Origin of the sequence: Stutzerimonas stutzeri, assembly GCF_051028275.1 — a bacterium.
Classification (GTDB): Bacteria; Pseudomonadota; Gammaproteobacteria; order Pseudomonadales; family Pseudomonadaceae; genus Stutzerimonas; species Stutzerimonas stutzeri_AS.
Window position 1 is genome coordinate 4,084,077 of the sequence record NZ_CP069269.1, and the last position, 21,717, is coordinate 4,105,793.

Genomic DNA, 21,717 nt, shown 5'->3' on the forward strand with positions numbered 1-21,717 from the left:
CACAACCTATTCAGAATCTGCAGCGGGTCCGGCCGCCGCATCGGCGGGCCGGCGACCGCGGTGTTACATCACGATCAGTTCAGCATTGAGCGCGCCCGCGCGCTCCAGCGACTGCAGAATGCTCATCACGTCGTCGGGCGTGGCGCCTAGACTGTTGATGGTGCTGATGATGCTTTCCAGGCTGGCACCCTCGGGCCACTTGAACATGGCCTTGCGGTCCTGCTCGATGGCGACGTCCGACTGCGGCGTAACCACGGTCTGGCCGCCGGCCAGTGGGTTCGGCTGGCTGACCTGGGGGTTTTCGCTGATGGTCACGGTCAGGCTGCCGTGCGCCACTGCCGCGGCCTTGACGCGCACGCCCTGGCCGACCACCACGGTGCCGGTGCGACTGTTGAAGACCACCTTCGGACGGGTACGGCCCTCTTCGACTTCCAGCCGTTCAAGCATGGCCATGAAGCTCATGCGCTGAGTGCTGGTGACGGGCGCACGGATCGATACCTTGGTGGCATTGAGCGCCGTGGCGGTGCCGGGGCCGAAGTAGGCGTCAACGGCGTCGACCACGCGGGTGACCGTCTGAAAGCTTGGCTGGCGAACGTTGAGCATGACCTCCGGGCGTTCGGTGAAGTCGCTGGGGATCATCCGCTCGACCGTTGCGCCGTTGGGTATCAGCCCGCTGTTGGAGGTATTGATCGCAACCTTCGAGCCGTCGGCACCTTCGGCGTTGACGCCGCCGACAATCACCGCGCCTTGTGCGAGGGCGTAGATCTCGCCGTCGACGCCCTGCAGCGGGGTCATCAACAGCTGGCCGCCACGCAGGCTTTTGGCATCGCCCAGCGAGGAGACGGTGACGTCCACGGTCTGGCCGGCACTGTAAGACGGCGGCACGGTCGCGGTAATGGTCACCGCGGCGACGTTCTTGAGCTTCGGGTCGACGTTCGGCGGCAGGTTTACACCGAACTGCTTGATCATGTTCGCCACCGACTGGCTGGTGAACTTGACCTGGTTCTTGTCGCCGGTCCCGTCCAGCCCTACGACCAGACCGTAGCCGATCAGCTGGTTGCCTCGAATGCCCTCGACATCCACCAGATCCATCAAAGGAACAGCCTGGGCCGGCAGTTGCCACAGCGCGACGGCGGCGAGGAACAGCTTGAATGGTCGCACGAAGCTAGTCATGAAGAAGTCAGCTCGCTTAAAGAGGGAACAGCGGCGACGCGAAGAACCGCGTCAGCCAACCGGCCGAGTTGCTGTCGTTGAGCACGCCGCGCCCGGCATAGGAAATCTTGGCGTTGGCCACGCTCTGCGAGGACACCTGGTTGTAGCGGTTGATGTCGTCGATGCGCACCAGTCCGGTCAGGCGGATATATTCGTCGCCCTGGTTCAGCCGCAGGGCTTTTTCGCCCTTGACCAGCAGGGTGCCGTTGGGCAACACGCGGTGAACGCTGACGGCGATGGAGCCCCGCAAGGTGTTCTGTTGCGAGCTCTTGGCCGAGCCCTTGAAGTCGCGTTCGGCACCGGCAGATGTCGCAACGTCGGGATAGGCCTTGCCGAGTACCGTGGGCACGTCGATGCCGATGCTCGATTCCTTGCCGAAGCTGGTGCCGGCGCTCTTGCTCGACTGCGTCGATTCATCGAGCACCACAGTGAGGATGTCGCCCACCCGCACGGCACGCCTGTCGCTGATCAGCGAACCGGTATAGCCGGAGCGAAACAGACCGCCGCCTGTCGTCGGCGGCAGGCTGTAATCCAGCTCCAGCGGCTCGTACTCGGTCGAGGGTTCTTCCGGCAGCATTTCGTTGAAGCTGGCGCAGCCGCCGAGAAGCAGCAGCGCGACGAGCAGAATGGGCGTACGCATCATTAATCTCAAACGGTCTGGTTGAGGAACTGCTGCATGCCGCTGGCGGCATCGAGAACCTTGGCGTTGGCCTCGTAGGCGCGCTGAATGGCGATCATCGCCACCATGGCCTCGACCACTTGCACGTTGGAGCCTTCCAGTACGCCCTGCTTGAGCTGTCCGAGGCCTTCTTCGCCCGGCACACCTTCTACTGGTTCGCCGCTGGCAACGCTCTCGCGATAGAGGTTGCCGCCCAGGGCTTCCAGACCACCCGGGTTAGTGAAGTTGACGAGGGTGATCTGGCCCAGCTCGGACGGCAGGGTGTCACCGGCCAGCACGGCCGTGACGATGCCATCGGCGCCGACGGTAAAGCCGGTACTGCCTTGCGGCACTTCGATGGCCGGTGCCAGCGGCAGGCCTTGAGCGTTGACCATCACGCCTTCGGCGTTGAGCTGGAACTGGCCGTTCTCGGTGTAGAGGATGTCACCGTTGGGCGCCTCGACCTGGAAGAAACCGCGGCCGACGATCGCCAGGTCCATCGGCTGGCCGGTGGTCTGGATGCTGCCCTCGGTGAAGACCTTCTGGGTGCCGGCAACACGCACGCCGCTGCCCAACTGGATACCGGACGGTACGGTGTTGATTTCGTCCGCCTGAGCGCCCGGCTGCTTTTCGATGATGTAGAACAGATCCTCGAAGACGGCGCGGTCGCTCTTGAAGCCGTTGGTGTTAACGTTGGCCAGGTTATTGGCGACGGTCGCCATCGCGGTGTCCTGGGCGGCCAGGCCGGTCTTGCTGACCCAAAGTGCGGAATTCATGCGTTATCTCCCGATCAGCTGCCGCGGATCATTCGGTTGCCGGCGTCGGAGAGGTCCTCGGCGGCTTTCATCATCTTTACCTGGGTTTCGAACAGGCGGTTGAGGCTCATGGTCGAGGCCAGCTCGTCGATCGCCGAAACGTTGCTCGACTCAAGAAAACCACTGGCCAGGCGTACGTCTTCGCTGGGTGCGGCGGGCTCGCCGTTGCGCGTCACCAGCAGACCAGCCTCATTCTTCATCAGGTCGCCAGCCGGCACGTCGACCAGGCGGATGCGGTCGACCTCGGCCATCAGGTAGTCACCCGGCGCCATGATCGACACGGTTCCGTCATTGCCGATCTCGACGCGGTCGTGCTCGGGAAGCTCGATCGGCCCGCCCTCGCCCATGACCGCGCGGCCGTTGAGGGTCAGGCGACCTTCGGCATCGATCTGCATGCTGCCCTGGCGGGTGTAGGCCTCGCCTTCGCCATCCTGCAGGACGATCAGGCCGGTGCCCTTGACGGCAAAATCCAGCGCCCGGCCAGTGGCGACCATCGGGCCGGCCGCAAGGCTTACGCCGTTGTTTTGCACCACCGCCATGTGTCGGCTGTCGTAACCGTAACCTTCTACCGCAACGGCCTGGGCGCGTTCGAGGTCAGCACGAAAGCCCGGCGTATTGACGTTGGCGAGGTTGTTGGAGCGCACCTGCAGCGACATCATCGTGCGGCTGGCAGCGGTCATTGCCGTGTATCCCAAACGATCCATGGGTCAGCCTCAGATTGCGCTAAACAGAACCTGGGTCAGTTCCTTGTTGGTGGAAATGACCTTGGTATTGGCTTGGTAATTACGCTGTCCTTCCATCAGGCCCACCAGCTGCTGGGTGAGGTCGACGTTGGAGCTTTCCAGCGCGCCGCTGGCCAGGCTGCCGTACTGGCCGATACCCGGCGCACCCAGCATGGCTGCGCCCGAATCGGCGGTTTCGGTCCAGGCGGTGCCGCTGATGTTTTTCAGGCCCTCGGCATTGACGAAGGTGGCCAGCACCACTTGACCCTGGAGCAGACGCTCACCGTTGGAGTAGCTGGCGTAGACCTTGCCGTCCTTCTCAACGCTCATGCCGGTTTGCTCGCCGGCTGCGTAACCGGTGGCACGGTTGCTGGTCACACTAAACTCAGAGCCGTACTGGCTGGTGCCGGTGTAGTCGAGCTGAATGGCGAGCGGGTCAACACCACCCGCCAGGGCAGCATTGATAGCCACTTTTCCAATGGGTGCGGAAAGGGTGCCTGCACCGTCAAAGGTCAGCGCCTGAGGTCCGGCTACAGCTGCGCCGTCGATGTAATAGTGAGCGTCCCAGCTGTTGTCGCCAGTCTTGGCGAAGTACTGGGTCAGGGTGTGTTCCTTGCCCTGGGAGTCGAACAGTTTGGTGGTGTAGGTGGAGTTGTAGCTGTCCGCTACCAGAGGATCGAAAGCCACCGCAGGTACTTCCTGGTTGGCATCGAGGTTAGCCACGAAGCTCAGCGCATCGGTCGCTTTGGCGGGAAGCCCGCCAGCTCTGAGCTGCAGATCACCAACGGTTCCGGTTTGCAGATTGCCGGTCGCATCGGCCGGGTAACCCTGCAGGCGCTGGCCGATGTTGTTTGTGACATAACTGTTCTTGTCGGTACCGAATACACCGGCACGGGTATAGGCCACGTCACCGTTGCTGGCGCGGGTGACAAAAAAGCCGCCGCCCGAAATGGCCAGGTCCATGCTGCGGTTGGTAGTGGTCAGCGCACCGCCCTGGCTGATGCTCTGGCTGGTGCCGGTGACTTCGACACCCATCGCCTGAGACTCGGCATAGAGGCTGCCGAAATTGGTCCGCGACGACTTGAAGCCGACGGTGCCAGAGTTGGCGATGTTGTTGCCGATGGTGTTGAGTTGTTCGTTGACGGCGGACAGGCCGGTCAGGGCAATGTTGAAGCTCATGGGCTGATCTCGATACTTAAAAGGAAAATGAAGACTGGCGAGCCCTGGGGCTCAGCCGCCGAGCAGCCCGGCGTCGGCCTGGGCGAATTCAAGGATGTTGTAAAAGGGCACCGAACCGACGCCCTGCACCTGAAGCACCGGGCCTTCAGCGCTGACGCGCACGTTGGAGACCTGGCCGGCTACTTCCACCTGTGGGAACTCACCGTTTTCCGATTCGATGCTGACGCTGTATTTGCCGTCGCGCAGGCCGTGCTTGGCCGGATCGATGACGAAGGGCACCTTGCCAGCGGACTGCGCGCCCAGCTCGATGCGGGTCTGGGTGCCATTGGAATCGGTCAGCAGCACTGCGGTGCGGGGCGAGGCATGGCTCAGGTCGAAGCCGCCGCTGACGGCCTGCCCACTGAGATCCAATGACTCCACCGCCACACTCACCTGCTGGCCAACCAGGCCGGCAGCGGTCAGGGTTTGCAGGTTGTCGGTCAGCACCAGGTTGTTCTGCGCCAGCGTCGCGAGGTTCTCCATGCTCTTGACCTGAGACATGGCCGAGAACTGATTTAGAAATTCGGTGCTGTCGACCGGCTTGGTCGGGTCCTGGTACTTGATCTGCGCGACCATCAGGCTGATGAAGTTGTTCTCCATCTGCGTGGCATCGCTGACGTTCACGGCCTGCTTCGGCAGGTCGCTGGAATTGCTGCCGGACAGACCGCTGCCCTGGAGATTATTGGTCACCGCCATCAGGATTCTCCCAGCCGCAGCAGGCTCTGCTGCATGCTTTTGACGCGGTTGAGCACCTCGACACCGGTCTCGAAACTGCGGGTGGCCGACATCATGTCGGTCATCTCCTCGATCTCGTTGATGTCAGGGTAAAAGACGTAGCCATCGCCATCCGCCAGAGGGTTGCCCGGCTCGTAGCGGCGCTTGGGTTCCGCGCCGGAGGTCACCACGTCCAACACCTGCACATGAGCACCGCCAAGGCCGACGCCGCGGGTCAGGGAGTTGTTCTCGTAGACAGCAGCAAACATCGGCTTGCGCGCCTGGTAGACGTCGGCGGCGTTGTTGGCAGCCGAGTCGGTGTTGGCCAGGTTGCTCGCCACGGTGTTCAGACGTACGGTCTGGGCATTCATCGCCGAGCCGGCGATGCGGTAGATAGAATCGAATGACATGGCTTAACGGCCCTCGATGGCTTGCTTCAAGCCACGAAATTTCATCGTGACGAAGGTCAGGCTGGTCTGGAAATCCATGGAGTTGCGCGAGAACTGTGCCTGCTCGGTCGACAGCTCGACGGTGTTGCCGTCCTGCGCCGCCTGGCTCGGCACCCGGAACAGCAAGCGTGGATCGGTACTGGCCATGCTGGCGCGCGACGAGGTGGTGCTGTCGAGCCGCTGCATTTCCTTGCTGAAATCGATGTCCCGCGCCTGGAAGCCCGGGGTGTCTTCGTTTGCCAGGTTCGCCGCGAGAATCTCGCTGCGCTGCATGCGCAGAGTGAGGGCGCGCTCGTGAACGCCCAGCGCATCATCAATCCGTATACTCATTTGCCGATACCTTTGCAGCCTGTGCAGGCTGAACCCAGCCCACCGCTTTGCTGATGTTTTGCAGAAAGCGTGCCGAACCTACAAATACGGGTAAGCCATTGATTTACATGACCAAAAATGCGAACAAACCCGAACGCATCGGGCCCTTTTTTCCGCTTGGCAAGCAGCGACCATGCGGAAGCGGAAAAGCGCCTTCCGCATGGAGGTTCGTCATTCTTCTACTACTGGGCGTCATGCCCCAGGCACATGCGGACGCGACGACGCAGGTTCAGCAGGCCGTGGAGAACCATCTTAAGCTGATGCTCGAGCAGCAGGCGGCGCGTCAGGGCTGGCAAGGCATGCAACTGCGCTACGACGTCAGCGTGCCGTCCGGTGCGGCCAACCTGCCGCGCTGCTCCGAAGCGCTTCAGGTCCGCGCGACTGGTGAGGCGCCGTCGGCAATGGAACGGCAGAACCTGCAGATTAACTGCCTCGGCACGCCCAGCTGGTCAACGAACGTCACGGGGCAGGCGCACGTCTTCCTGCCCGCCGTTCACGCCGAGGGCATCATCGACCGCGGCCAGACCCTGACGGCCAACGACCTCAAACTCCAGCGCATCAACGTCGCAAAGGCCCGTCGCGGCTACTACAACCGCATCGAAGAAGTGGTCGGCCTCGCTGCCAAACGCCGCATCCGCGCCGGGCAGACCATCACGCCAGCGCTGCTCGAGCAAGCCATGGCGGTCAAACGCGGCCAGCCGGTGAAGATCGTCGCTAATAACGATGGCATCGAAGCCTCCACTTCCGGCGAAGCCCTGGCCGACGGCCAGCCGGGCGACGTCATCCGCGTGCGCAACGTCGGTAGCGGCAAGGTCATCGACGCGAAGGTCATGGAAGCGGGGGTGGTCACCAGCACCTTCTAAACTGTTTGCGAGCCAGCTTGCTCCTGCAAGCGCTGAATCATCAGCGCCGCTTCCGTAGGAGCCAGCGTGCTGGCGATCCGAGCGGCAATAAGCAGACGAGGCTTAACCCTACAGCCCAACTGCGACCAAACCGACGTCCTGTCCGGCGTGCCGGTCGATTTCAAAAAAATTTGACGTCAGGATTTAATCCTTTGCGTGGCGCTGTCGCCCTACCTTTTCAGCAGGCAGTCAAGCCAGCTCCTAACAGCCCAACGCAAAAAGGATCATCTTCATGGCACTGTCCATTCATACCAACTACTCCGCACTGACCACCAACACTGCGCTGAACAAGTCGAACAGCTCCCTGGCCACCAACCAGCAGCGCCTGGGCACCGGTCTGCGCATCAACTCGGCAGCCGACGACGCCGCCGGCCTGCAGATCGCAACTCGCCTGAACGCTCAAAGCCGCGGCATGAGCGTTGCCATGCGCAACGTAGGCGACGCCACCTCCATGCTGCAGACCGCAGAAGGCGCGTTCAGCGAAGTCACCGACATCCTGCAGCGCATGAAGGACCTGTCGACCCAGGCCGCGAACGACACCAACGGCGTATCCGACCGTACTTCTCTGAAGTCCGAGTACGACGAGCTGGGCAAAGAACTGGTCAACATCGTCAACAACACCAAGTACGCCGGTGAAGCCCTGTTTGCAGCGGGTGGCAAGTTCTCCGCAGCGGTCAACTTCCAGATCGGTGCTTCCGCCGCCGAGAAGCTGACCATGGACGTTACTGCTGACATGACGGCTCTGCGCACCGAACTGACCACCACCGTTCAGGCCGGCACCATGGATACCGCAGCTAACGCCGGTACCACCATCACCACGCTGGAAACCGCGCTGAACAACGTCGGCTCGATGCGCGCCAAGTTCGGCGCCAACATCAACCGCCTGAACCACACCAGCAACAACCTGGCGAACATGAAGGACAACACGGAAATGGCCAAGGGCCGGATCATGGACGCCGACTTCGCCATCGAAAGCGCCAACATGAGCAAGAACTCCATGCTCATGCAGTCGGGCATCTCCATGCTCAAGCAAGCTGGTCAGATGCCAGGCATGGTCATGGGCCTGCTGGGTTAAGCCGCCCGCCTCGCGGCGAGTCTCCGAACGGCTCGCCGCTCCGCGCTTTTACGAGCTGAACGTTCTACTCAGAAAGGATTTAGACCATGGCATTGTCCATCCACACTAACTATTCCGCGCTGACCACCAACACGGCGCTGAACAAGTCGAACAGCTTGCTGGCAACCAACCAGCAGCGCCTGGGCACTGGTTTGCGCATCAACTCGGCAGCCGACGACGCCGCCGGTCTGCAAATTGCCACCCGACTGAATGCCCAGAGCCGCGGCATGGGCGTCGCCATGCGCAACACCGGTGATGCCACCTCCATGCTGCAGACTGCCGAAGGCGCCTTCAGCGAAATGACTGACATCACCCAGCGCATGAAGGACCTGGCTACTCAGGCTGCCAACGGCACCAACGGCGTCGCCGACCTCAAGTCGATCCAGGCCGAATACGACGAGCTCGGCAAGGAATTGCTGAACATCTTCAAGAACACCAAGTACGCCGGTGAAGGCCTGTTCAGCAACGGCACCACCAACGATGGCGCCACTGGCAAGTTCGGTCTGGCTGCTGGTGTGACGTTCCAGATCGGTTCCAGCGCCAGCGAAACCATGGTCGTCAATGCCTCGGCCAAGCTCGGCACGCTCGCCACCAACCTTGGCCTGGCCTCAGACATCTTCACCGACAACGGCGCTGACGCGACGCTGAAAGGCGATGACATCGCAACCATCACCGCAGGCACGCCGGACACTGCAGTCAACAACGCCAACGCCACCATCACCAAGCTGGAAACCGTGCTCAACTCGCTCGGCGAAGTACGCGCGCAATTCGGTTCGAGCATCAACCGCCTGAACCACGTCAACAACAACCTGGCGAACATGAAGGACAACACTGATATGGCCAAAGGCCGGATCATGGATGCCGACTTTGCCATCGAAAGCGCCAACATGAGCAAGAACTCCATGCTCATGCAGTCGGGCATCTCCATGCTCAAGCAAGCTGGCCAGATGCCAGGCATGGTCATGGGCCTGCTGGGCTAAGCCGCACGCAACACCGCCGGTCGCAATGGCCGGTATCGAGAAGCCCCGACTGGTTCGGGGCTTTTTTGTTTCCGCGGGCCGGAAGCTTTGCTTCCGACCAACGGCGGCAGCGAGCAGCCCCACCGTCCACCACTAGATATTCCGGCAAAGCGCATATATTTCGCTTTTCGGCACTATATCTGCGGTGTTGCAGGTCATTTCATCGACCGCTCAGCTCTAGTCCCGTTCGGCGCCTTTTTGGTGCCACCGTCTTGTTAGATCAAAAAAACGACGCCAATATGCCGCCGTCCTGTTTTGTCAGAGTGATGTCGGCAAAACTTATCTTCGTAAAACCCAAACTCAGGCGCTCATGACCCCATCCTTGACCCCTACGGCCACCGATGCCTTTGTCTGTCCCCTGTTGAAAACTGGCCGAGCCGGGTGCACGGCGCGTTTCGATCGTGCGCTTTACCAGCTCGTGCTGATCGATGGGGAAAACGAAGAGACGCTTGATCTGGGCTTTTCCGGTAGTCGCGTGCTGGAACGCCTGCTTCAGGCTCCAGGGCAGGTCGTTTCCCGTGAAGAGCTGATGGCTTATGCCTGGGAAGGGCGAGTCGTGAGCCAGGGCAGCCTGAATCAGCAAATCTATACCCTGCGTCAGTCCCTGTTTGACGCTGGTAGCCAGATCATCCAGACATTGCCGCGCCGCGGCTACCTGTTTAATCCACAGTATCTAAATGCCGATCAAACGGCGCCGTCAATCGAAGCAGCACCGGTGGCGATCATTGCCGACGCTGCCGAAACGGTCGTGATTGAGCTGCCGAAGCCAAGCCCGGCACCGATGGCCGAGCTGCCAACACCTGCACGCCGTTACCGCTCCTGGCAAACCATGGCGCTGGCCGGCTCGGCGATGATGGTGCTGCTGGGCCTGGCGACGCTTGGCTTTCGCCTCGCCAGCAGCTCGGCGCCTTCGTTTACGCAAACGGTCGATGTTGGGGCGCTTGAAGTGCTGTACGTGGAGAAGAGCCAGCGCCTGCTCGATTCGCTGATTAATGAAACGAAATATATGGTCGATACCATGGCCGGTATAAGTGCCGAACCGGCCCGACTGATCGTCAACATGTCCCCAGGCTTTTACGAGATCCGATGCCTGCAAGGGGATGGACGGGTGAATTGGCTCAAGGTCCACAAGAGCCGCGTTCAGACGATTCCCAGTGACCATTTACAAGAGTGCTTGCAATGAATAGCCAGAACGAAACCGGCGCAGTCGGTAAACACATGCTCCGGGTGATGGTGCCCGCTGCATTGTTGCTGTGGGCGTTCGTGGCCATGGGCACCACCGGCAACGCTTCGTCCAGCCTCGATGGCCGCTACAGTTCCAGCGGGCATGTATTGCTGAGCGACGGCTCGACCGTCAAGGTCAGCCAGAGCCTGGTCTTCAACAAGGGCCGTTTTTATTCGATGACCCGCAACGCACCGGCCATCGTCGAAACGTCGGGGCGACTGGAGACCGACCTGCTCGGACGGGCATCGCTGGTGGTGGAAGAAGGTCAGGTACACGGTCTGGGGCCAAGAGACGAAATGGACGACGAGCTGATGTTCAACCTGTTCTACGGCTCCCATAAGGGTGCGCGCATCACGCTCGAACAGGTCGGCTCCTGTCTGTACGGCGTCGAAACCCGACAGGTTTATTGCGCTGACGATCACCCTAACCGCGGCTGAAGCACACGCTTGCCAGCGGTTGCGATGAGCCTGATAGCGGCGCCTGTCGGAGTCGCGGTATAGGCACTGCACCCAATCCTAGCCTAGTGATGAATACCCGCGCCTTGAACCAGTGAAGGCGCACGCGTGATCCCGCACCGATGCGATGCCATTCGCCAGCAAGCTGGCTCCTACAAATGGCATGTCGCTGAACGAAACCGAAGCGTTCTTCCTGCCGACCAGGCCCGCCCGTTGCCCATCCTGTAGGAGCGAGCTTGCTCGCGATCAAGGTGCTGCGAACGCCAAGGAGACGCTCTCAGCAAACGTCCGATCGCCAGCAAGCTGGCTCCTACAAGTTACAAATTGCTTTACGAAAACCGACGCGCTCTTCCTATCGCCGGAGCCTCCATTGCCCACCCTGTAGGAGCGAGCTTGCTCGCGATCAAGGTGCTGCGAACGCCAAGGAGCCGCTCTCAGCAAACGCCCAATCGCCAGCAAGCTGGCTCCTACAAGTTGCAAATTGCTTTGCGAAACCGACGCGTTCTTCCTACCGCCGGAGCCTTCCCTTGCCCACCCTGTAGGAGCGAGCTTGCTCGCGATCAAGGTGCTGCGAACGCCAAGGCGCCGGTCTCCGTAAACGCTCAATCGCCAGCAAGCTGACTCCTACAAGTTGCGAGTTGCTTTACGAAAACCGACGCGTTCTTCCTGCTGACCGGGCCTGCCCTTGCCACCTACCAGGAGCGCGTTTGTTCCCGATGTGGAGCAACCGCTGCGATCATCCGCGGCGACAGGCGCCCCGTTGCTTGTTAATCCGCAGCCGCTCCGCTATAGCTCGCCCCGCTTTCGGAAAAGCGAACCTTGCCGTAGCTGTCACCGAAGAGTTCCTTGTACAGCGCCTCGGCCGAAGCGGTCAGCAACAGGATCTCCACACGGCGGTTCGCGCCGCTTTGAGGATCTTCGGGTTGCAGCGGCATGACGTCAGCCTGAGCAGTCACCTGCAGCACCGCCCGCTCACCGAGACCGGCTTCGACCAGCGCATTACGCGCACGCAGAGCACGGTCCCCCGACAGGTTCCAGTTGTTGTAGCCATTCTTCTGCCGATACGGCGTGGCATCGGTGTGGCCGCTGATGATCAGCTTGTTATCAACCTTGGCCAGCACGCCGGCGAGCACGCCCAGTAGCTTCTGGAAATGCGGATTGAGGGTCGCGCTACCGCGTTGGAACATGAAGCGCTGCTGGTCGTCCTTGATGAGAATGCGCAGTCCCTGCGGGACCACGTCCACTTCAAGGTTGGCCAATGCATCGACTTCGCTTGCCACCTCGCGCATCAGCTCAGCGAGCTTCTTCAACTCCTCGGTCGAGCCATAGTTATGGCTACCGTCCTGATCGCCTTTCTCGACCTTGCGATCGGTTTCGTCAGCTTGCGGTGGACGCACCGGTACGCCGTCCAGTTCAAGCGGTGACGTGCTGGTGCCATCGAAGATACCGGCGCCGCCGTCAACCAAAGGATTGCTTTGCATTTCGCCGTATGAAGGGTTGGACTGTTCCATCTGCGGCTGGATGATCCAAAGCACCATGAACAGCGCCATCATCGCAAGAGTGAAGTCGGCAAAGGCCACCTTCCAGGCACCACCGTGTTCGTCACCATGCCCCTTCTTGCTGCGGCGCTTGATGATGATCTCGTGTTCGCCGCCGCCCTTGCTCTTGTCCCTGCTCCTCATGCGGCGTCCCTTTGCTCCTCGTACTGGTTGACCCAGTTCTCGAGTTGCTTGAAGGCCGGCTTGACGTCCTGCTCGATCAATTTACGACCAGCGTCCACCGCCAGTAGCGTAGGCTTGCCGGCCACATGAGCCACCAGCGTGGTCCGTACGCATTCGAGGGCCGAGAGTTCGGTCTTGATGCGCTGGCTCATGGCGTTGGACAGCGGGTCCATCAGGCAGTAGCAGAAGAAGATGCCGAGGAAGGTGCCGACCAGAGCCGCAGCCACGTGGGCACCAATTTCCGCGACGCTGCCGCCGATGCTGCCCATGGTGATGATGATGCCCATGATCGCGGCGAGGATGCCGAAGCCCGGCATGGCTTCGCCGATCTTGTGCAGCGAGCGCGCCGGCTGAAGCAGCGCATGCTCCATGGCCTCCAGCTCCTGTTCGAGAAAGCCCTCCAGTTCGTGGGCGCTGATCTTGCCCATGGCCATCAGGCGGAAGTTGTCCGCAATGAAGGCCATCAGGTTCTTTTCCTGAAGGATCAACGGGTAGCGGACGAACAGCTCGCTCTGCTCCGGTTCCTCGATATGCGAATCGAGCACCTTGAGACCGCCGACGTCGACCATTTCCAACAGCTCATACAGGAGCATCAGCAACTGGCGCTGAAACTCTTCACCCCGGCGCTTGTAGGAAAAGACGTCCTTGATCTGATGAAGCATTTCGATCAGTACTTCCTTGGGGTTGCCTACCACCAGGCTGCCGAGCGCGGCACCCAGGATGATGACCACTTCGGCTGGCTGCCAAAGCACCCGCATATCTCCGTTGGCCATGGCGTACCCGCCCAGCACACAACCGATGATGATCAACGCGCCTAATACTTTTTGCATGACTACTGACTTCTCTCGGTTAGGAATCGGCAGGCTTTGCCGATTGCCTGTTTACTCAGCTGACAGACCCGGGCATCGCTGACTTCCAGCACCAAGGCGATTTCTTTCAGGCTCAGTTCATGCTGGTAATACAGCGTTAGTACCAAGCGTTCGCGCTCGTCCAGCCGCGCCAGCGCCTGCGCCAGCACACGCTCCTTGATCAGGCGTTCCTCGAACAGCTCGGTGGTGTCCGGAAAATGTTCGTGACCGCTCTGCAACAGCTCGTCGAGGCTTTCGATGGCCTCGGATGAATCGGCGCAGAGAAATTCCTGGTATTCCTTTTCATCGAGACCGGTGTGGGCCTTGATTTCCTCATCGCTGGGTTCATGGCCCAGCTGACGCGACAGATCCCGGATCGCATCACGAACCTTGTGTGCCTGCTGGCGGACCTGGCGTGGGCGCCAGTCCTGGCGGCGCAATTCATCGAGGATGGCGCCACGGATACGCAGGGAAGCGAACTTACCGAAGCCTTCATCCGGCTCGCCGTAGCGGCGCAGACCTTCGAGCAGCCCCATCATGCCGATCTGTTCCATGTCCTCTCGGTCGAGCACCTGATTGGCCTGCAGTGACAGCTGGCGAACGATCCGCTTGACCAGAGGCAGGTACTGCATCAGCCAGCGCTGCTCGACCGCCGGCGCGAACACCGAGGGGGCAGCCGGCGTAGCGCCGTAGTAGTCGATGGGGCAAGTGGCACTCATGGCGTGGCCTTTACTGCACGATCAGCTTGTTGACCAGCACGTGCTTGAAGGGCACCGCTGCATTTTTGCTCGCGAAGTCGGCGAACAGCGCTGTCTCCAGACGCTCTTGCAACTCACCGATCTTCAGCCCGCGCAGTTCATCGAACGGCAGGGACGACAGGTAACCCACCACCGAGTTACGCACAATCGGCTCGGCTTGCTCGAATTTAGGCGGCTCTTTCGACGCATCCGCCTGCAGCGCCAGATCAAGCACGAAGTAGTGCTCACGGCCTTCGCCACGCACGCTGACGATCACTTTATCCACCGGAAAGAAGACATATTCCGAAGGCTCGACCGGTTCAGCCTCTGCAACCTCTTCCGGGCTGGAGCCTTCCAGGCCTGGCTTGAGCAGCCAGTAGCTGGCGCCAACGCCACCGGCAACGGTCAGCACGTTGAGCAACAGCATCAGCAGGACAATACGGGGCGTCGACATAACACACTCACAAATGGCTAATTAGGTTGAATCGGGTCAAACCGTTACCAGGACGTCACGGGGGCGGCGGCTATCTCGGTCCGGCTCCTGCTCCTGCGGCCGGGCCGCCAGGGGTGCCTCTTCCCCGGCCAGCACTGGGCGTTGACGCGGTTGGCCCTGCTGACCACCTCCGTCCGCGCCGACCTGTACGTTGACCTGAACGAAATGCTGGCCCACCAGTTCCTGGCGCAGGCGATCGCTGGTCTGTTGCAGCAGACGCGCCACGTCGGCATTTGCCGCTGACAGCTGCACGCTAAGCCGGCCTGACTCGTGACTGAGCAGGATTTCCATGCTGCCCAGCTCTGGCGGATCCAGGCGGATGGTGGCGCTCTGAATCTTCTGCTGAATTTGCAGATCCACGTTTTCGCGCAGGGCGTGCAACATCTGCTCGCCCCATTTGGCTTCTGGCGCCTGCAGTTTCAGCGCGCGATCAGCCGACTGCAGCGGTGCGGCTTGCCCGCGCTCGGCCGCTGTGTTCATCGGCTCGCCGGGTTCAAGCGACTCAACGGCGTCCAGTAGCGAATCCAGCGTGGTGGTTTGCGTAGCGTCCAGCGACGTGACCGCGACGCCGGCAGGTTGAGCAACGCCCATATCTGCGCCGGGCTTGGACATGGCCGCGACCAGCGGACTGACCTCGGCAAGGCCGCGCTGAACCCCGGCGCTCATCAGTGTGGCCAGCGGATCGACCGGAGCGGCCTCTGCCACGGCCTGGGGAAACTGAGCCTGACCCGGCAATCCGATCAACACATCATCGGCTGCGGATGTGACCGAGTCCGACAACACCCGCGGCACTGGCCCGGACGTGTTACCGGCTTGCGCGTCGCGTGCCTGGATGGCGGCAAGCTGCTGATCCAGCATGCCCAGCAGCCATTGTTCAGGCGTGAGCTCCTGGGGTGTTTCACTGCCCTGACTGGCACTGCCGCCAGCCCGGAGCGCCTGGCCCGGCTCGGTAGTCAACACCGGCAGAGCACCTTGCAGCGAGGGGTCAGCAAGTTGCGAAGCCAGATCCTGGTCAGCGGTCGACGCCAGCAGCATGCGCTCACCAAAGCCGCGCATGGCATCGTCTGCCATCGCCCGGCCGGCTGTGGCCTGCCCACCCTGGCTCGCACGAGCGGCCACCGGCAGTGAGGATTCCCCACTTGCCGCAGCGGCACGCGTTGCTGAAATCGACTGGATCATCATCCCCTGTCTCCGGCTTGGAACATATCAATGCGCTGATAGGCGGCACGCCCTTCCGCATATTCAAGGTGGTTCAACAACAGCAGGCGCAGGCGTTCGCACTCGTCGGCGCAAGCTTGCAGGCCTTGCCCGTGAAGCTGCTTGAGGCGGTTCTTGGCGGCGTGCGTCGGCTCGTCCAGTTCAAGCCCGGCCAGTGTTTCGAGGCACTGACGGATCGCCGCGTCAACCGTGGCGACAGCAGTCCAGTCATCGCTCTGCAACGCCGACTGCAATTCGCTGTGCAGCGCCATGAGGCGCTCGCGGTCACTTACGGGCGGCACTGACGCCCTCCCAGCCCTCGCGGAGAATCCCGAGCAGGTTGATCACTTCGTCCAGCCCTTCAAGCGAGAGCGACACGCTCACATCCGAGAGTCGATAGATGCAGTACTCGTATAGCCGCGACAGCCCCTGAACCACCTCACCACCGCCCTCTTCATCGAGGGCACCGTTAAGGCCGTTGAGGATGTTCATGCACTTTTCCAGCGATATGCCTTTCTGCTGGTAGCGCTTGTGTTCGATGTGGCCGCGGGCACGGGCCAGCTCGTCCAGCAGGCCGTCCATCAGCACCAGCACCAGTTCGTATGGCGAAGCCGAGGCTGCACGCGCTTCGAGGTCTACCGAGCGGTAGCTGTCATAGCTGTCGTTAGGGTGATAGCTGTTCATGAGAACAATCCGTTAGCTTGCGATGGGGTTGGCATCGAGAACATCCCGCTGGTCTGCTCCATGCTCTGCATGGTCTGCATCATGGTGGTGAACTGCCGAAGGTAGCGGCTGTAATGGGTGTCGTACTGCTGCTGGAGCGTTTCGAACTGCTCGTCGATGCGGCGCAGGCTCATGTCCAGCGTGTCCATGCGGTTTTTCAGCAGGCCGTTGGTGCTGCTGGTGTAGCTGGCGACGGTCTTGTCCATGCTGTCGAGCAGCTTGTCCGTACCGGTGAACAGTTCCTCGAATCCCGCAGGATCGTTTGCGACAGCGGCTTCGAAGCGCTTGGCGTCGATCGTCAGCTTGCCGTTACGGTCAGCACTGATACCGAACTCGATCAGGCTTTTGCCACCGAAGTCGGAACGCAGCAGGCCGTTGAGGCGGCTCTCGATGGAGCGCACGCTGGAGTCGCCCGCCAGGGCGCCACGCTTGTCACGGTCACTGCCGCTGGCGGTCAGCGAATCGAAACTGCTCATCAGGGCGTTGAAGGCGTCGATGAAGGTCTGCGCCTTGGCCTGGGTCCCGGCCTTGTCCTGACCCACTGTGACAGTCAAGGGTGTGTCAGTCGCCGTATGGGTCTTGCTTACGGTCAGGCTGACGCCATCGATGACATTGGTGAAGGTGTTGCTGGCGCTGGTCAGCTCGATGCCGCCGGCGCCGTAGCTACCCCCCAGACGAAGCAAGGCGTCCTGTGCGGTGGATAGCTCAGTCGTGGTCGCAGCGGCATTACCCGTCATGGAAAGACTGAAACCATTGGCCGCGCCGGACTGCTCGCTCGTCACCACCAGGCTGACCGCACCGTCGCTGCGTACCAGCGTCGCCTGCGCGCCAAGACCAGCGTTGTTGATCGCTGTGGCGGCATCGCTCAGCGTGGCGTACTGGCTCAGGTCGAAGGCCTGGGCGTCCAGCGTCAGGGTGCCGCTCAGACTGCCATCCACCAGACCCTGTACAGCAACCTGCTTTTTGCTGGCCAAGCGCTCCACAAAGAAATCATAGGTGCCGGCCTTCGCGGTGGCGCCGACGGTCGCCGTCGCGTAGCCCTCCTGGCTGAAGGTCGCGCTGTTGGTCAGCATGCTCGATGTGCTGCTGTTGAGCTTGGTGATAGCTGACTTGAAGGTCGTCATCGATGTACGCAACGAACTCAGCGCGTCGCGCTGGGCCTTGTAACGCGCCTCGTTGCGGTTAAGCCGATCCAGCGAGGACTGAACCTCGTAGGTCGCCAACTGCGTCGACATCTGCTGTACGTAATCGGAATTTATAGCCATTACCTTCCCCTCTTGAAGTTTGTAGAGCAGATTGCATGCCAGGTCTGGAGCCCCCTTGAATCGGGCTTCTCAGCGAAGCACATGCAGAAAAAAGGCTTCCGCAACGCGACAAGACGAGGAAACGGGGAAGCACCGTTTCCGCCTTGGGCGGTGGCGGAACATCTGTCTATAAAGGCGACGTCAAAGGCGAGGTAGTTAAAGGAGTAAACGAAAAGGATTAATTCTTTGAGTGAGTGGCGACAAAGCAGCGCACTCACGAGGCACTGGGGCAATGCTGCGTGAATTGAATCAAGTGGGAATTGGAGCCGCAGCGCACGCCTGACCTGACGTGGCTCGCAGCAAGCTGGCTTCTACAGGAGCGGCTATCCAGCGGCGATCGCATGCCCATAGTCAACGGCACGCGCTGCCTTTCGTAGGAGCCAGCTTGCTGGCGATCCAGCGGAGCAGGATCGATAAGCGGGAGGGACTTGTTGCGCCTCAGTATGCCTGTGGCGAATAGAGCCGAGCGTCCTGCCCACCGGCGAGCAGTTGCTGGAGAATGTCGTGGTGCATGGCGAGCAGCTTGCCGTTGTGCTCGTTGAACTGCTGGCATTGCGTCGCAAGATCCCCGACCTGCCGCCAATGCTGCTGAAGGGATTCGCCACGCTCACCCGAGCAGCTGGCCAACAGGCGGCGCATGCCCACACCGGAGGTCTCCAGACCGAACGCCGCCAGTACCTTGCTGCGGCGCTGGGCGCGTGCGGCGATGGCTTCTACACGAACGGTGATTTGCAGATTGATGCGATCGATCTCGGGGACGTCACGTTCGAGCAGCCGCCCGTAGAGCTCCTGCATCAGTTCGCGCAAGGCGAGGTAGTCGCCGCAATCCTGCTGGAGATCGTCATCGACGACTGCCAACAGCTTTTCGCGCTGGCTCACGCATCGTTTCCGCGGTGGTAGCTGAGCATGCTGCTGGCCAAATCACCCACATCCGTGGAGATCTCGCCGCGTTGCAGCGCTTGCTTGATGGCTGCTACCCGGTCCAGATCAACTTCGGGCATGGCGCGCAGCGCGTCGTGCATCTGCTCCAGCGGCAGGCTTGCGGCCGGGCGGGCTGTCGGCTGAACGGTGGCGCGAGCGCTGGCCGGACGCGCTGGAGCGGTCTCGGTGGGCATTGCGATGGCGGGCTTGAATTGCCGGCTGATTTCCATGATTTCGTTCCAACTCAGTGGTTACTGCCTAACAAGCGACCGCTTGGGCGGATTACTTAAATCTTTTTTGCAAACGGACGGACGAGTGGCGCGGTTATCCCGTAATGCGACCTTCGACATCGGCAGCACCGAGGACGCTGAGCGCTGTTGCCAATCAGCCTACGGGGCGCCGTGATCGCCAGCAAGCTGGCTCCTACGATAGCCCGAGCACCGTCAGGCAATCTGGTTGCGCCACCACGTTTGTGCCGCCAGACCGTCCTGAATTTTCTGCTCCTGCGCCATCAGCAGTTGCTGCCACTGCTGCATCTTGGCGTCGATCACATGCTCCACCACTTTCTCGCTGCGCATGGCCTGCAGCAGCTCCTGCTGGATACGCACCAGTGCCTGCTCGGCCACAGCCAGCTCACGGCGCTGCAGCTCGACCATCTTGTACAGCGTGGCCTTGTAGCGCTGCTGGTTGTCGCGTTGTAGCGGTGTGCTCATCGGCACAGAGAAACCACAGAGCCGGCTGAGGCCGGTGATGTTGTTGCGATAGCGCTGACAGAGGTTCTGCTGGTATTGAACCTGCCCAAGCATCTGCTTGACCCGGTTGCCACGCAGGCTGGCCAGGCGCGTAAGCGTTTCGATCTGCTGCTTCATGGTTGTTTGATGATGCTCTGCAGGATGGCAAGACTGGTTTCCAGCTCCGCGGCCTCGCCCACTTCCTGGCGCAGGAAGCGCTCGATGGTGGGTGCCAGCTTCACGGCGCGGTCGGTTTTCAGATCCGCGCCCGGGCTGTAGCCGCCCAGCGGGATCAGCTCCTTGATCTTCTCGTAGGTGCTGTAGAACTCCTTGAGCTGGCGCGCCGCACCCAGGTGCGGCGGCTGGCCCACCTGGCTCATGCAGCGGCTGACCGAGGCACAGACGTCGATGGCCGGGTAGTGCCCGGCATCGGCCAATCGCCGCGACAGCACAATGTGCCCGTCCAGAATCGCCCGCGCGCAGTCTACGATAGGGTCCTGTTGGTCATCGCCTTCAGCCAGCACCGTGTAAAGCGCGCTGAGGCTGCCATTGTCGTTGGCACCGTTGCCCGCGCTTTCAACCAGCTCCGGCAACATGCCGAACACCGACGGCGGATAGCCTTTGGTCGCCGGCGGTTCGCCGAGCGCCAGGGCGATTTCACGCTGGGCCATGGCGTAGCGGGTCAGCGAATCGACCAGCAACAGCACATCGTTGCCCTGATCGCGGAAATAAGCGGCGATGCTGTGGCAAAGCTCGGTGGCCTTCAGGCGCATCAAGGGCGATTCATTGGCCGGCGCGACCACCACCACGGCCTTTTTCAGGCCCTCCTCGCCCAGCGAATGCAAGAGAAACTCCTGCACCTCTCTACCGCGCTCGCCGATCAGCCCGACCACCACCACATCGGCCTTGGTTTGCCGCGTAATCATGCCCAGCAGCACGCTCTTGCCCACGCCGGAACCGGCAAACAGGCCGACGCGCTGGCCCTTGCCGAGCGTGAGCATGGAATTGATGGCCCGCACGCCGACGTCCAGCGGTTCGCTGACCGGCTTGCGCTTGAGCGGATTGACCGAGGGCAGCTCGGTCGGCAGTGGATCGCGCCCGCTGAGCTTGCCCATTTCGTCCAGAGGCTCGCCGAGGCCATTGACCACGCGCCCCAACCAGGACTCGTCGATATGCAGCTTGGCGTCGTCCGGTGCCGGAAACACGCGCGAGCCGGAGGTCAGCCCAACCGGCTTCTTGAACGGCATCAGGTAGGTGATATCACGGTTGAAGCCAACCACCTGCGCTTCGAGCATGCTGCCATCGCCCTGTTCGACAAAGCAGCGCTGACCGGTCATGCGCTGGCAGCCGAGGCTTTCCAGCAGCATGCCGGAGACGCGTACCAGCCGGCCACTGACCTTCGCCAGCTGTACCGTATCCAGCGAGCGCAACGCCTCATCGAGCCGGAAGCTCTCGCGCAGGGACATCTTAGGCTTCCGCCTTGATGTGTTCGGCCAGCGTGTCCATGCATGAATCCAGACGCTGCTGGCAGCCGATATCGGCTTCGGCCTGAGCCGTCACCACACGACATTCGCCAAGCGCCAGCTTCTCATCCGGAACCAGACGCCAAGCCGCCGCCCGCTCGGGCGCCAGCTCCTTGATCCGCGTGCATTCCTCTGGGTTGAGCAGGATACGTACATCTTCCTGATCGCCTGGCATGGCCGACAGGGCTTCCTCGGCCAGGGTCAGCAACTGTGTCGGATGCAGGGTCAGTTCGCAGCGGATCACTTGCTTGGAGACTTTTTGCACCAGCTCGAGCAGCTGCTCACGACGCGCCTGTTCGAACTCCTGCCGGAAGTGCTCGAAGCGCGTGACCAGCTCATCCAGTGGCCGGGCCGCCTCGTCAAATGCGCGGCGCCCCATGACACGACCTTCTTCACGCCCGATCGACTTGCCGTCTTCGACGCCACGCTCGAATCCTTCGCGATGCCCGGCTTCACGCCCCTGCTCCAGTCCCTGCTCGTAGCCTTTGTCGATGCCTTCCTGAAACCCATCGGCGACGGCCCGCTGCAACGCGGCCGGGTCGCCGGCTACGCTGTCGGCCAACTCGGCCGCCGAGCGTACGCGAGGCGGAAAGCGGAACGGGCGCCAGGAACGGCCTTCACCCTTGATGATCTTGATGCTCATCGGC

The 21,717-nt window shown here is 61.6% G+C and carries 26 protein-coding genes; 5 read left to right on the plus strand and 21 right to left on the minus strand.

What is annotated here, in order from left to right; all coding sequences use genetic code 11:
* Window positions 1-63 precede the first annotated feature (63 nt).
* The 8 genes from JQR87_RS18980 to flgB are packed head-to-tail and all read right to left on the minus strand — an operon-like array spanning window position 64 to window position 6,118.
* A complete protein-coding gene (locus tag JQR87_RS18980) occupies window positions 64-1,173 on the minus strand; it encodes a flagellar basal body P-ring protein FlgI (protein WP_407294257.1) in 1,110 nt (369 codons plus the stop codon).
* A 16-nt stretch (window positions 1,174-1,189) separates the two neighbouring features.
* Entirely contained in the window at window positions 1,190-1,855 is a 666-nt protein-coding gene (gene flgH / locus JQR87_RS18985; RefSeq protein WP_407294255.1) for a flagellar basal body L-ring protein FlgH, read from the minus strand.
* Between the two features lie 5 nt (window positions 1,856-1,860).
* Entirely contained in the window at window positions 1,861-2,646 is a 786-nt protein-coding gene (flgG, locus tag JQR87_RS18990; protein WP_407294254.1) for a flagellar basal-body rod protein FlgG, read from the minus strand.
* A 14-nt stretch (window positions 2,647-2,660) separates the two neighbouring features.
* Complete coding sequence (gene flgF / locus JQR87_RS18995) at window positions 2,661-3,389, minus strand: flagellar basal-body rod protein FlgF (RefSeq protein ID WP_407294252.1); 729 nt, start codon at window positions 3,387-3,389, stop codon at window positions 2,661-2,663.
* Window positions 3,390-3,398: 9 nt separating this feature from the next.
* Window positions 3,399-4,586, minus strand: coding sequence for a flagellar hook protein FlgE (flgE, locus tag JQR87_RS19000; protein ID WP_407294251.1), 1,188 nt, complete (start codon window positions 4,584-4,586; stop codon window positions 3,399-3,401).
* 51 nt (window positions 4,587-4,637) lie between these two features.
* Window positions 4,638-5,321, minus strand: coding sequence for a flagellar hook capping FlgD N-terminal domain-containing protein (locus JQR87_RS19005; RefSeq protein ID WP_407294249.1), 684 nt, complete (start codon window positions 5,319-5,321; stop codon window positions 4,638-4,640).
* Window positions 5,321-5,749 (minus strand): flagellar basal body rod protein FlgC, encoded by a 429-nt coding sequence (flgC, locus tag JQR87_RS19010; protein WP_407294247.1) that lies wholly within the window; start codon window positions 5,747-5,749, stop codon window positions 5,321-5,323. The genes JQR87_RS19005 and flgC overlap by 1 nt, the downstream gene beginning before the upstream one ends.
* Before the next feature lie 3 nt (window positions 5,750-5,752).
* Complete coding sequence (gene flgB, locus JQR87_RS19015; protein ID WP_407294245.1) at window positions 5,753-6,118, minus strand: flagellar basal body rod protein FlgB; 366 nt, start codon at window positions 6,116-6,118, stop codon at window positions 5,753-5,755.
* A 299-nt stretch (window positions 6,119-6,417) separates the two neighbouring features.
* On the opposite strand from flgB, the gene flgA reads away from it, so the two are divergent.
* The 5 genes from flgA (at window position 6,418) to JQR87_RS19040 (ending at window position 10,854) form a co-directional block, all read left to right on the plus strand.
* Complete coding sequence (flgA, locus tag JQR87_RS19020; RefSeq protein ID WP_407294244.1) at window positions 6,418-7,020, plus strand: flagellar basal body P-ring formation chaperone FlgA; 603 nt, start codon at window positions 6,418-6,420, stop codon at window positions 7,018-7,020.
* Window positions 7,021-7,291: 271 nt separating this feature from the next.
* Window positions 7,292-8,134: a lateral flagellin LafA gene (gene lafA, locus JQR87_RS19025; protein ID WP_407294242.1), complete on the plus strand. Its 843-nt coding sequence runs from the start codon at window positions 7,292-7,294 to the stop codon at window positions 8,132-8,134.
* An 86-nt stretch (window positions 8,135-8,220) separates the two neighbouring features.
* Window positions 8,221-9,153, plus strand: a complete 933-nt coding sequence (gene lafA / locus JQR87_RS19030; RefSeq protein ID WP_407294241.1) for a lateral flagellin LafA — start codon at window positions 8,221-8,223, stop codon at window positions 9,151-9,153.
* Between the two features lie 349 nt (window positions 9,154-9,502).
* The gene (locus JQR87_RS19035) at window positions 9,503-10,375 is read left to right on the plus strand and encodes a transcriptional regulator (RefSeq protein ID WP_407294240.1); all 873 of its coding nucleotides are present in this window, start codon (window positions 9,503-9,505) and stop codon (window positions 10,373-10,375) included.
* Window positions 10,372-10,854, plus strand: a complete 483-nt coding sequence (locus JQR87_RS19040; protein WP_407294239.1) for a hypothetical protein — start codon at window positions 10,372-10,374, stop codon at window positions 10,852-10,854. Before JQR87_RS19035 ends, JQR87_RS19040 begins: the two co-directional genes overlap by 4 nt.
* Before the next feature lie 785 nt (window positions 10,855-11,639).
* On the opposite strand, the gene JQR87_RS19045 is transcribed toward JQR87_RS19040, so the two are convergent.
* The 13 genes from JQR87_RS19045 to fliH all read right to left on the minus strand — a co-directional run bounded on the left by JQR87_RS19045 (window position 11,640) and on the right by fliH (window position 21,713).
* Window positions 11,640-12,554 (minus strand): OmpA family protein, encoded by a 915-nt coding sequence (locus JQR87_RS19045; RefSeq protein WP_407294238.1) that lies wholly within the window; start codon window positions 12,552-12,554, stop codon window positions 11,640-11,642.
* Window positions 12,551-13,423, minus strand: a complete 873-nt coding sequence (motA, locus tag JQR87_RS19050) for a flagellar motor stator protein MotA (protein ID WP_407294236.1) — start codon at window positions 13,421-13,423, stop codon at window positions 12,551-12,553. Before motA ends, JQR87_RS19045 begins: the two co-directional genes overlap by 4 nt.
* 2 nt (window positions 13,424-13,425) lie before the next feature.
* The gene (locus tag JQR87_RS19055) at window positions 13,426-14,160 is read right to left on the minus strand and encodes a FliA/WhiG family RNA polymerase sigma factor (RefSeq protein WP_407294235.1); all 735 of its coding nucleotides are present in this window, start codon (window positions 14,158-14,160) and stop codon (window positions 13,426-13,428) included.
* 10 nt (window positions 14,161-14,170) lie between these two features.
* The gene (locus JQR87_RS19060) at window positions 14,171-14,632 is read right to left on the minus strand and encodes a flagellar basal body-associated FliL family protein (RefSeq protein ID WP_407294233.1); all 462 of its coding nucleotides are present in this window, start codon (window positions 14,630-14,632) and stop codon (window positions 14,171-14,173) included.
* Window positions 14,633-14,668: 36 nt separating this feature from the next.
* A complete protein-coding gene (locus JQR87_RS19065) occupies window positions 14,669-15,850 on the minus strand; it encodes a flagellar hook-length control protein FliK (RefSeq protein WP_407294231.1) in 1,182 nt (393 codons plus the stop codon).
* Window positions 15,850-16,170 (minus strand): hypothetical protein, encoded by a 321-nt coding sequence (locus JQR87_RS19070; protein WP_407294230.1) that lies wholly within the window; start codon window positions 16,168-16,170, stop codon window positions 15,850-15,852. Before JQR87_RS19070 ends, JQR87_RS19065 begins: the two co-directional genes overlap by 1 nt.
* Window positions 16,154-16,552, minus strand: coding sequence for a flagellar export chaperone FliS (fliS, locus tag JQR87_RS19075; RefSeq protein ID WP_407294228.1), 399 nt, complete (start codon window positions 16,550-16,552; stop codon window positions 16,154-16,156). The genes JQR87_RS19070 and fliS overlap by 17 nt, the downstream gene beginning before the upstream one ends.
* Entirely contained in the window at window positions 16,549-17,856 is a 1,308-nt protein-coding gene (gene fliD / locus JQR87_RS19080) for a flagellar filament capping protein FliD (protein ID WP_407294226.1), read from the minus strand. The genes fliS and fliD overlap by 4 nt, the downstream gene beginning before the upstream one ends.
* A gap of 477 nt (window positions 17,857-18,333) precedes the next feature.
* A complete protein-coding gene (flgN, locus tag JQR87_RS19085; protein WP_407294224.1) occupies window positions 18,334-18,774 on the minus strand; it encodes a flagellar export chaperone FlgN in 441 nt (146 codons plus the stop codon).
* Window positions 18,771-19,046, minus strand: a complete 276-nt coding sequence (gene flgM / locus JQR87_RS19090; protein ID WP_407294223.1) for a flagellar biosynthesis anti-sigma factor FlgM — start codon at window positions 19,044-19,046, stop codon at window positions 18,771-18,773. Before flgM ends, flgN begins: the two co-directional genes overlap by 4 nt.
* A 213-nt stretch (window positions 19,047-19,259) precedes the next feature.
* Window positions 19,260-19,685 (minus strand): flagellar FliJ family protein, encoded by a 426-nt coding sequence (locus tag JQR87_RS19095; protein WP_064481202.1) that lies wholly within the window; start codon window positions 19,683-19,685, stop codon window positions 19,260-19,262.
* Window positions 19,682-21,013, minus strand: a complete 1,332-nt coding sequence (gene fliI, locus JQR87_RS19100) for a flagellar protein export ATPase FliI (RefSeq protein WP_064481201.1) — start codon at window positions 21,011-21,013, stop codon at window positions 19,682-19,684. The genes JQR87_RS19095 and fliI overlap by 4 nt, the downstream gene beginning before the upstream one ends.
* Before the next feature lies 1 nt (window position 21,014).
* Window positions 21,015-21,713: a flagellar assembly protein FliH gene (gene fliH, locus JQR87_RS19105; protein WP_407294220.1), complete on the minus strand. Its 699-nt coding sequence runs from the start codon at window positions 21,711-21,713 to the stop codon at window positions 21,015-21,017.
* Between the last annotated feature and the right edge of the window lie 4 nt (window positions 21,714-21,717).

What these genes read in the sequence shown, in the direction of transcription:
- JQR87_RS18980 (WP_407294257.1), bottom strand. Translation starts at nt 1,173, where the DNA reads ATGACTAGCTTCGTGCGACCATTCAAGCTGTTCCTCGCCGCCGTCGCG.
- flgH (WP_407294255.1), bottom strand. Translation starts at nt 1,855, where the DNA reads ATGATGCGTACGCCCATTCTGCTCGTCGCGCTGCTGCTTCTCGGCGGC.
- flgG (WP_407294254.1), bottom strand. Translation starts at nt 2,646, where the DNA reads ATGAATTCCGCACTTTGGGTCAGCAAGACCGGCCTGGCCGCCCAGGAC.
- flgF (WP_407294252.1), bottom strand. Translation starts at nt 3,389, where the DNA reads ATGGATCGTTTGGGATACACGGCAATGACCGCTGCCAGCCGCACGATG.
- flgE (WP_407294251.1), bottom strand. Translation starts at nt 4,586, where the DNA reads ATGAGCTTCAACATTGCCCTGACCGGCCTGTCCGCCGTCAACGAACAA.
- JQR87_RS19005 (WP_407294249.1), bottom strand. Translation starts at nt 5,321, where the DNA reads ATGGCGGTGACCAATAATCTCCAGGGCAGCGGTCTGTCCGGCAGCAAT.
- flgC (WP_407294247.1), bottom strand. Translation starts at nt 5,749, where the DNA reads ATGTCATTCGATTCTATCTACCGCATCGCCGGCTCGGCGATGAATGCC.
- flgB (WP_407294245.1), bottom strand. Translation starts at nt 6,118, where the DNA reads ATGAGTATACGGATTGATGATGCGCTGGGCGTTCACGAGCGCGCCCTC.
- flgA (WP_407294244.1), top strand. Translation starts at nt 6,418, where the DNA reads ATGCTCGAGCAGCAGGCGGCGCGTCAGGGCTGGCAAGGCATGCAACTG.
- lafA (WP_407294242.1), top strand. Translation starts at nt 7,292, where the DNA reads ATGGCACTGTCCATTCATACCAACTACTCCGCACTGACCACCAACACT.
- lafA (WP_407294241.1), top strand. Translation starts at nt 8,221, where the DNA reads ATGGCATTGTCCATCCACACTAACTATTCCGCGCTGACCACCAACACG.
- JQR87_RS19035 (WP_407294240.1), top strand. Translation starts at nt 9,503, where the DNA reads ATGACCCCATCCTTGACCCCTACGGCCACCGATGCCTTTGTCTGTCCC.
- JQR87_RS19040 (WP_407294239.1), top strand. Translation starts at nt 10,372, where the DNA reads ATGAATAGCCAGAACGAAACCGGCGCAGTCGGTAAACACATGCTCCGG.
- JQR87_RS19045 (WP_407294238.1), bottom strand. Translation starts at nt 12,554, where the DNA reads ATGAGGAGCAGGGACAAGAGCAAGGGCGGCGGCGAACACGAGATCATC.
- motA (WP_407294236.1), bottom strand. Translation starts at nt 13,423, where the DNA reads ATGCAAAAAGTATTAGGCGCGTTGATCATCATCGGTTGTGTGCTGGGC.
- JQR87_RS19055 (WP_407294235.1), bottom strand. Translation starts at nt 14,160, where the DNA reads ATGAGTGCCACTTGCCCCATCGACTACTACGGCGCTACGCCGGCTGCC.
- JQR87_RS19060 (WP_407294233.1), bottom strand. Translation starts at nt 14,632, where the DNA reads ATGTCGACGCCCCGTATTGTCCTGCTGATGCTGTTGCTCAACGTGCTG.
- JQR87_RS19065 (WP_407294231.1), bottom strand. Translation starts at nt 15,850, where the DNA reads ATGATCCAGTCGATTTCAGCAACGCGTGCCGCTGCGGCAAGTGGGGAA.
- fliS (WP_407294228.1), bottom strand. Translation starts at nt 16,552, where the DNA reads ATGAACAGCTATCACCCTAACGACAGCTATGACAGCTACCGCTCGGTA.
- fliD (WP_407294226.1), bottom strand. Translation starts at nt 17,856, where the DNA reads ATGGCTATAAATTCCGATTACGTACAGCAGATGTCGACGCAGTTGGCG.
- flgM (WP_407294223.1), bottom strand. Translation starts at nt 19,046, where the DNA reads ATGGAAATCAGCCGGCAATTCAAGCCCGCCATCGCAATGCCCACCGAG.
- JQR87_RS19095 (WP_064481202.1), bottom strand. Translation starts at nt 19,685, where the DNA reads ATGAAGCAGCAGATCGAAACGCTTACGCGCCTGGCCAGCCTGCGTGGC.
- fliI (WP_064481201.1), bottom strand. Translation starts at nt 21,013, where the DNA reads ATGTCCCTGCGCGAGAGCTTCCGGCTCGATGAGGCGTTGCGCTCGCTG.
- fliH (WP_407294220.1), bottom strand. Translation starts at nt 21,713, where the DNA reads ATGAGCATCAAGATCATCAAGGGTGAAGGCCGTTCCTGGCGCCCGTTC.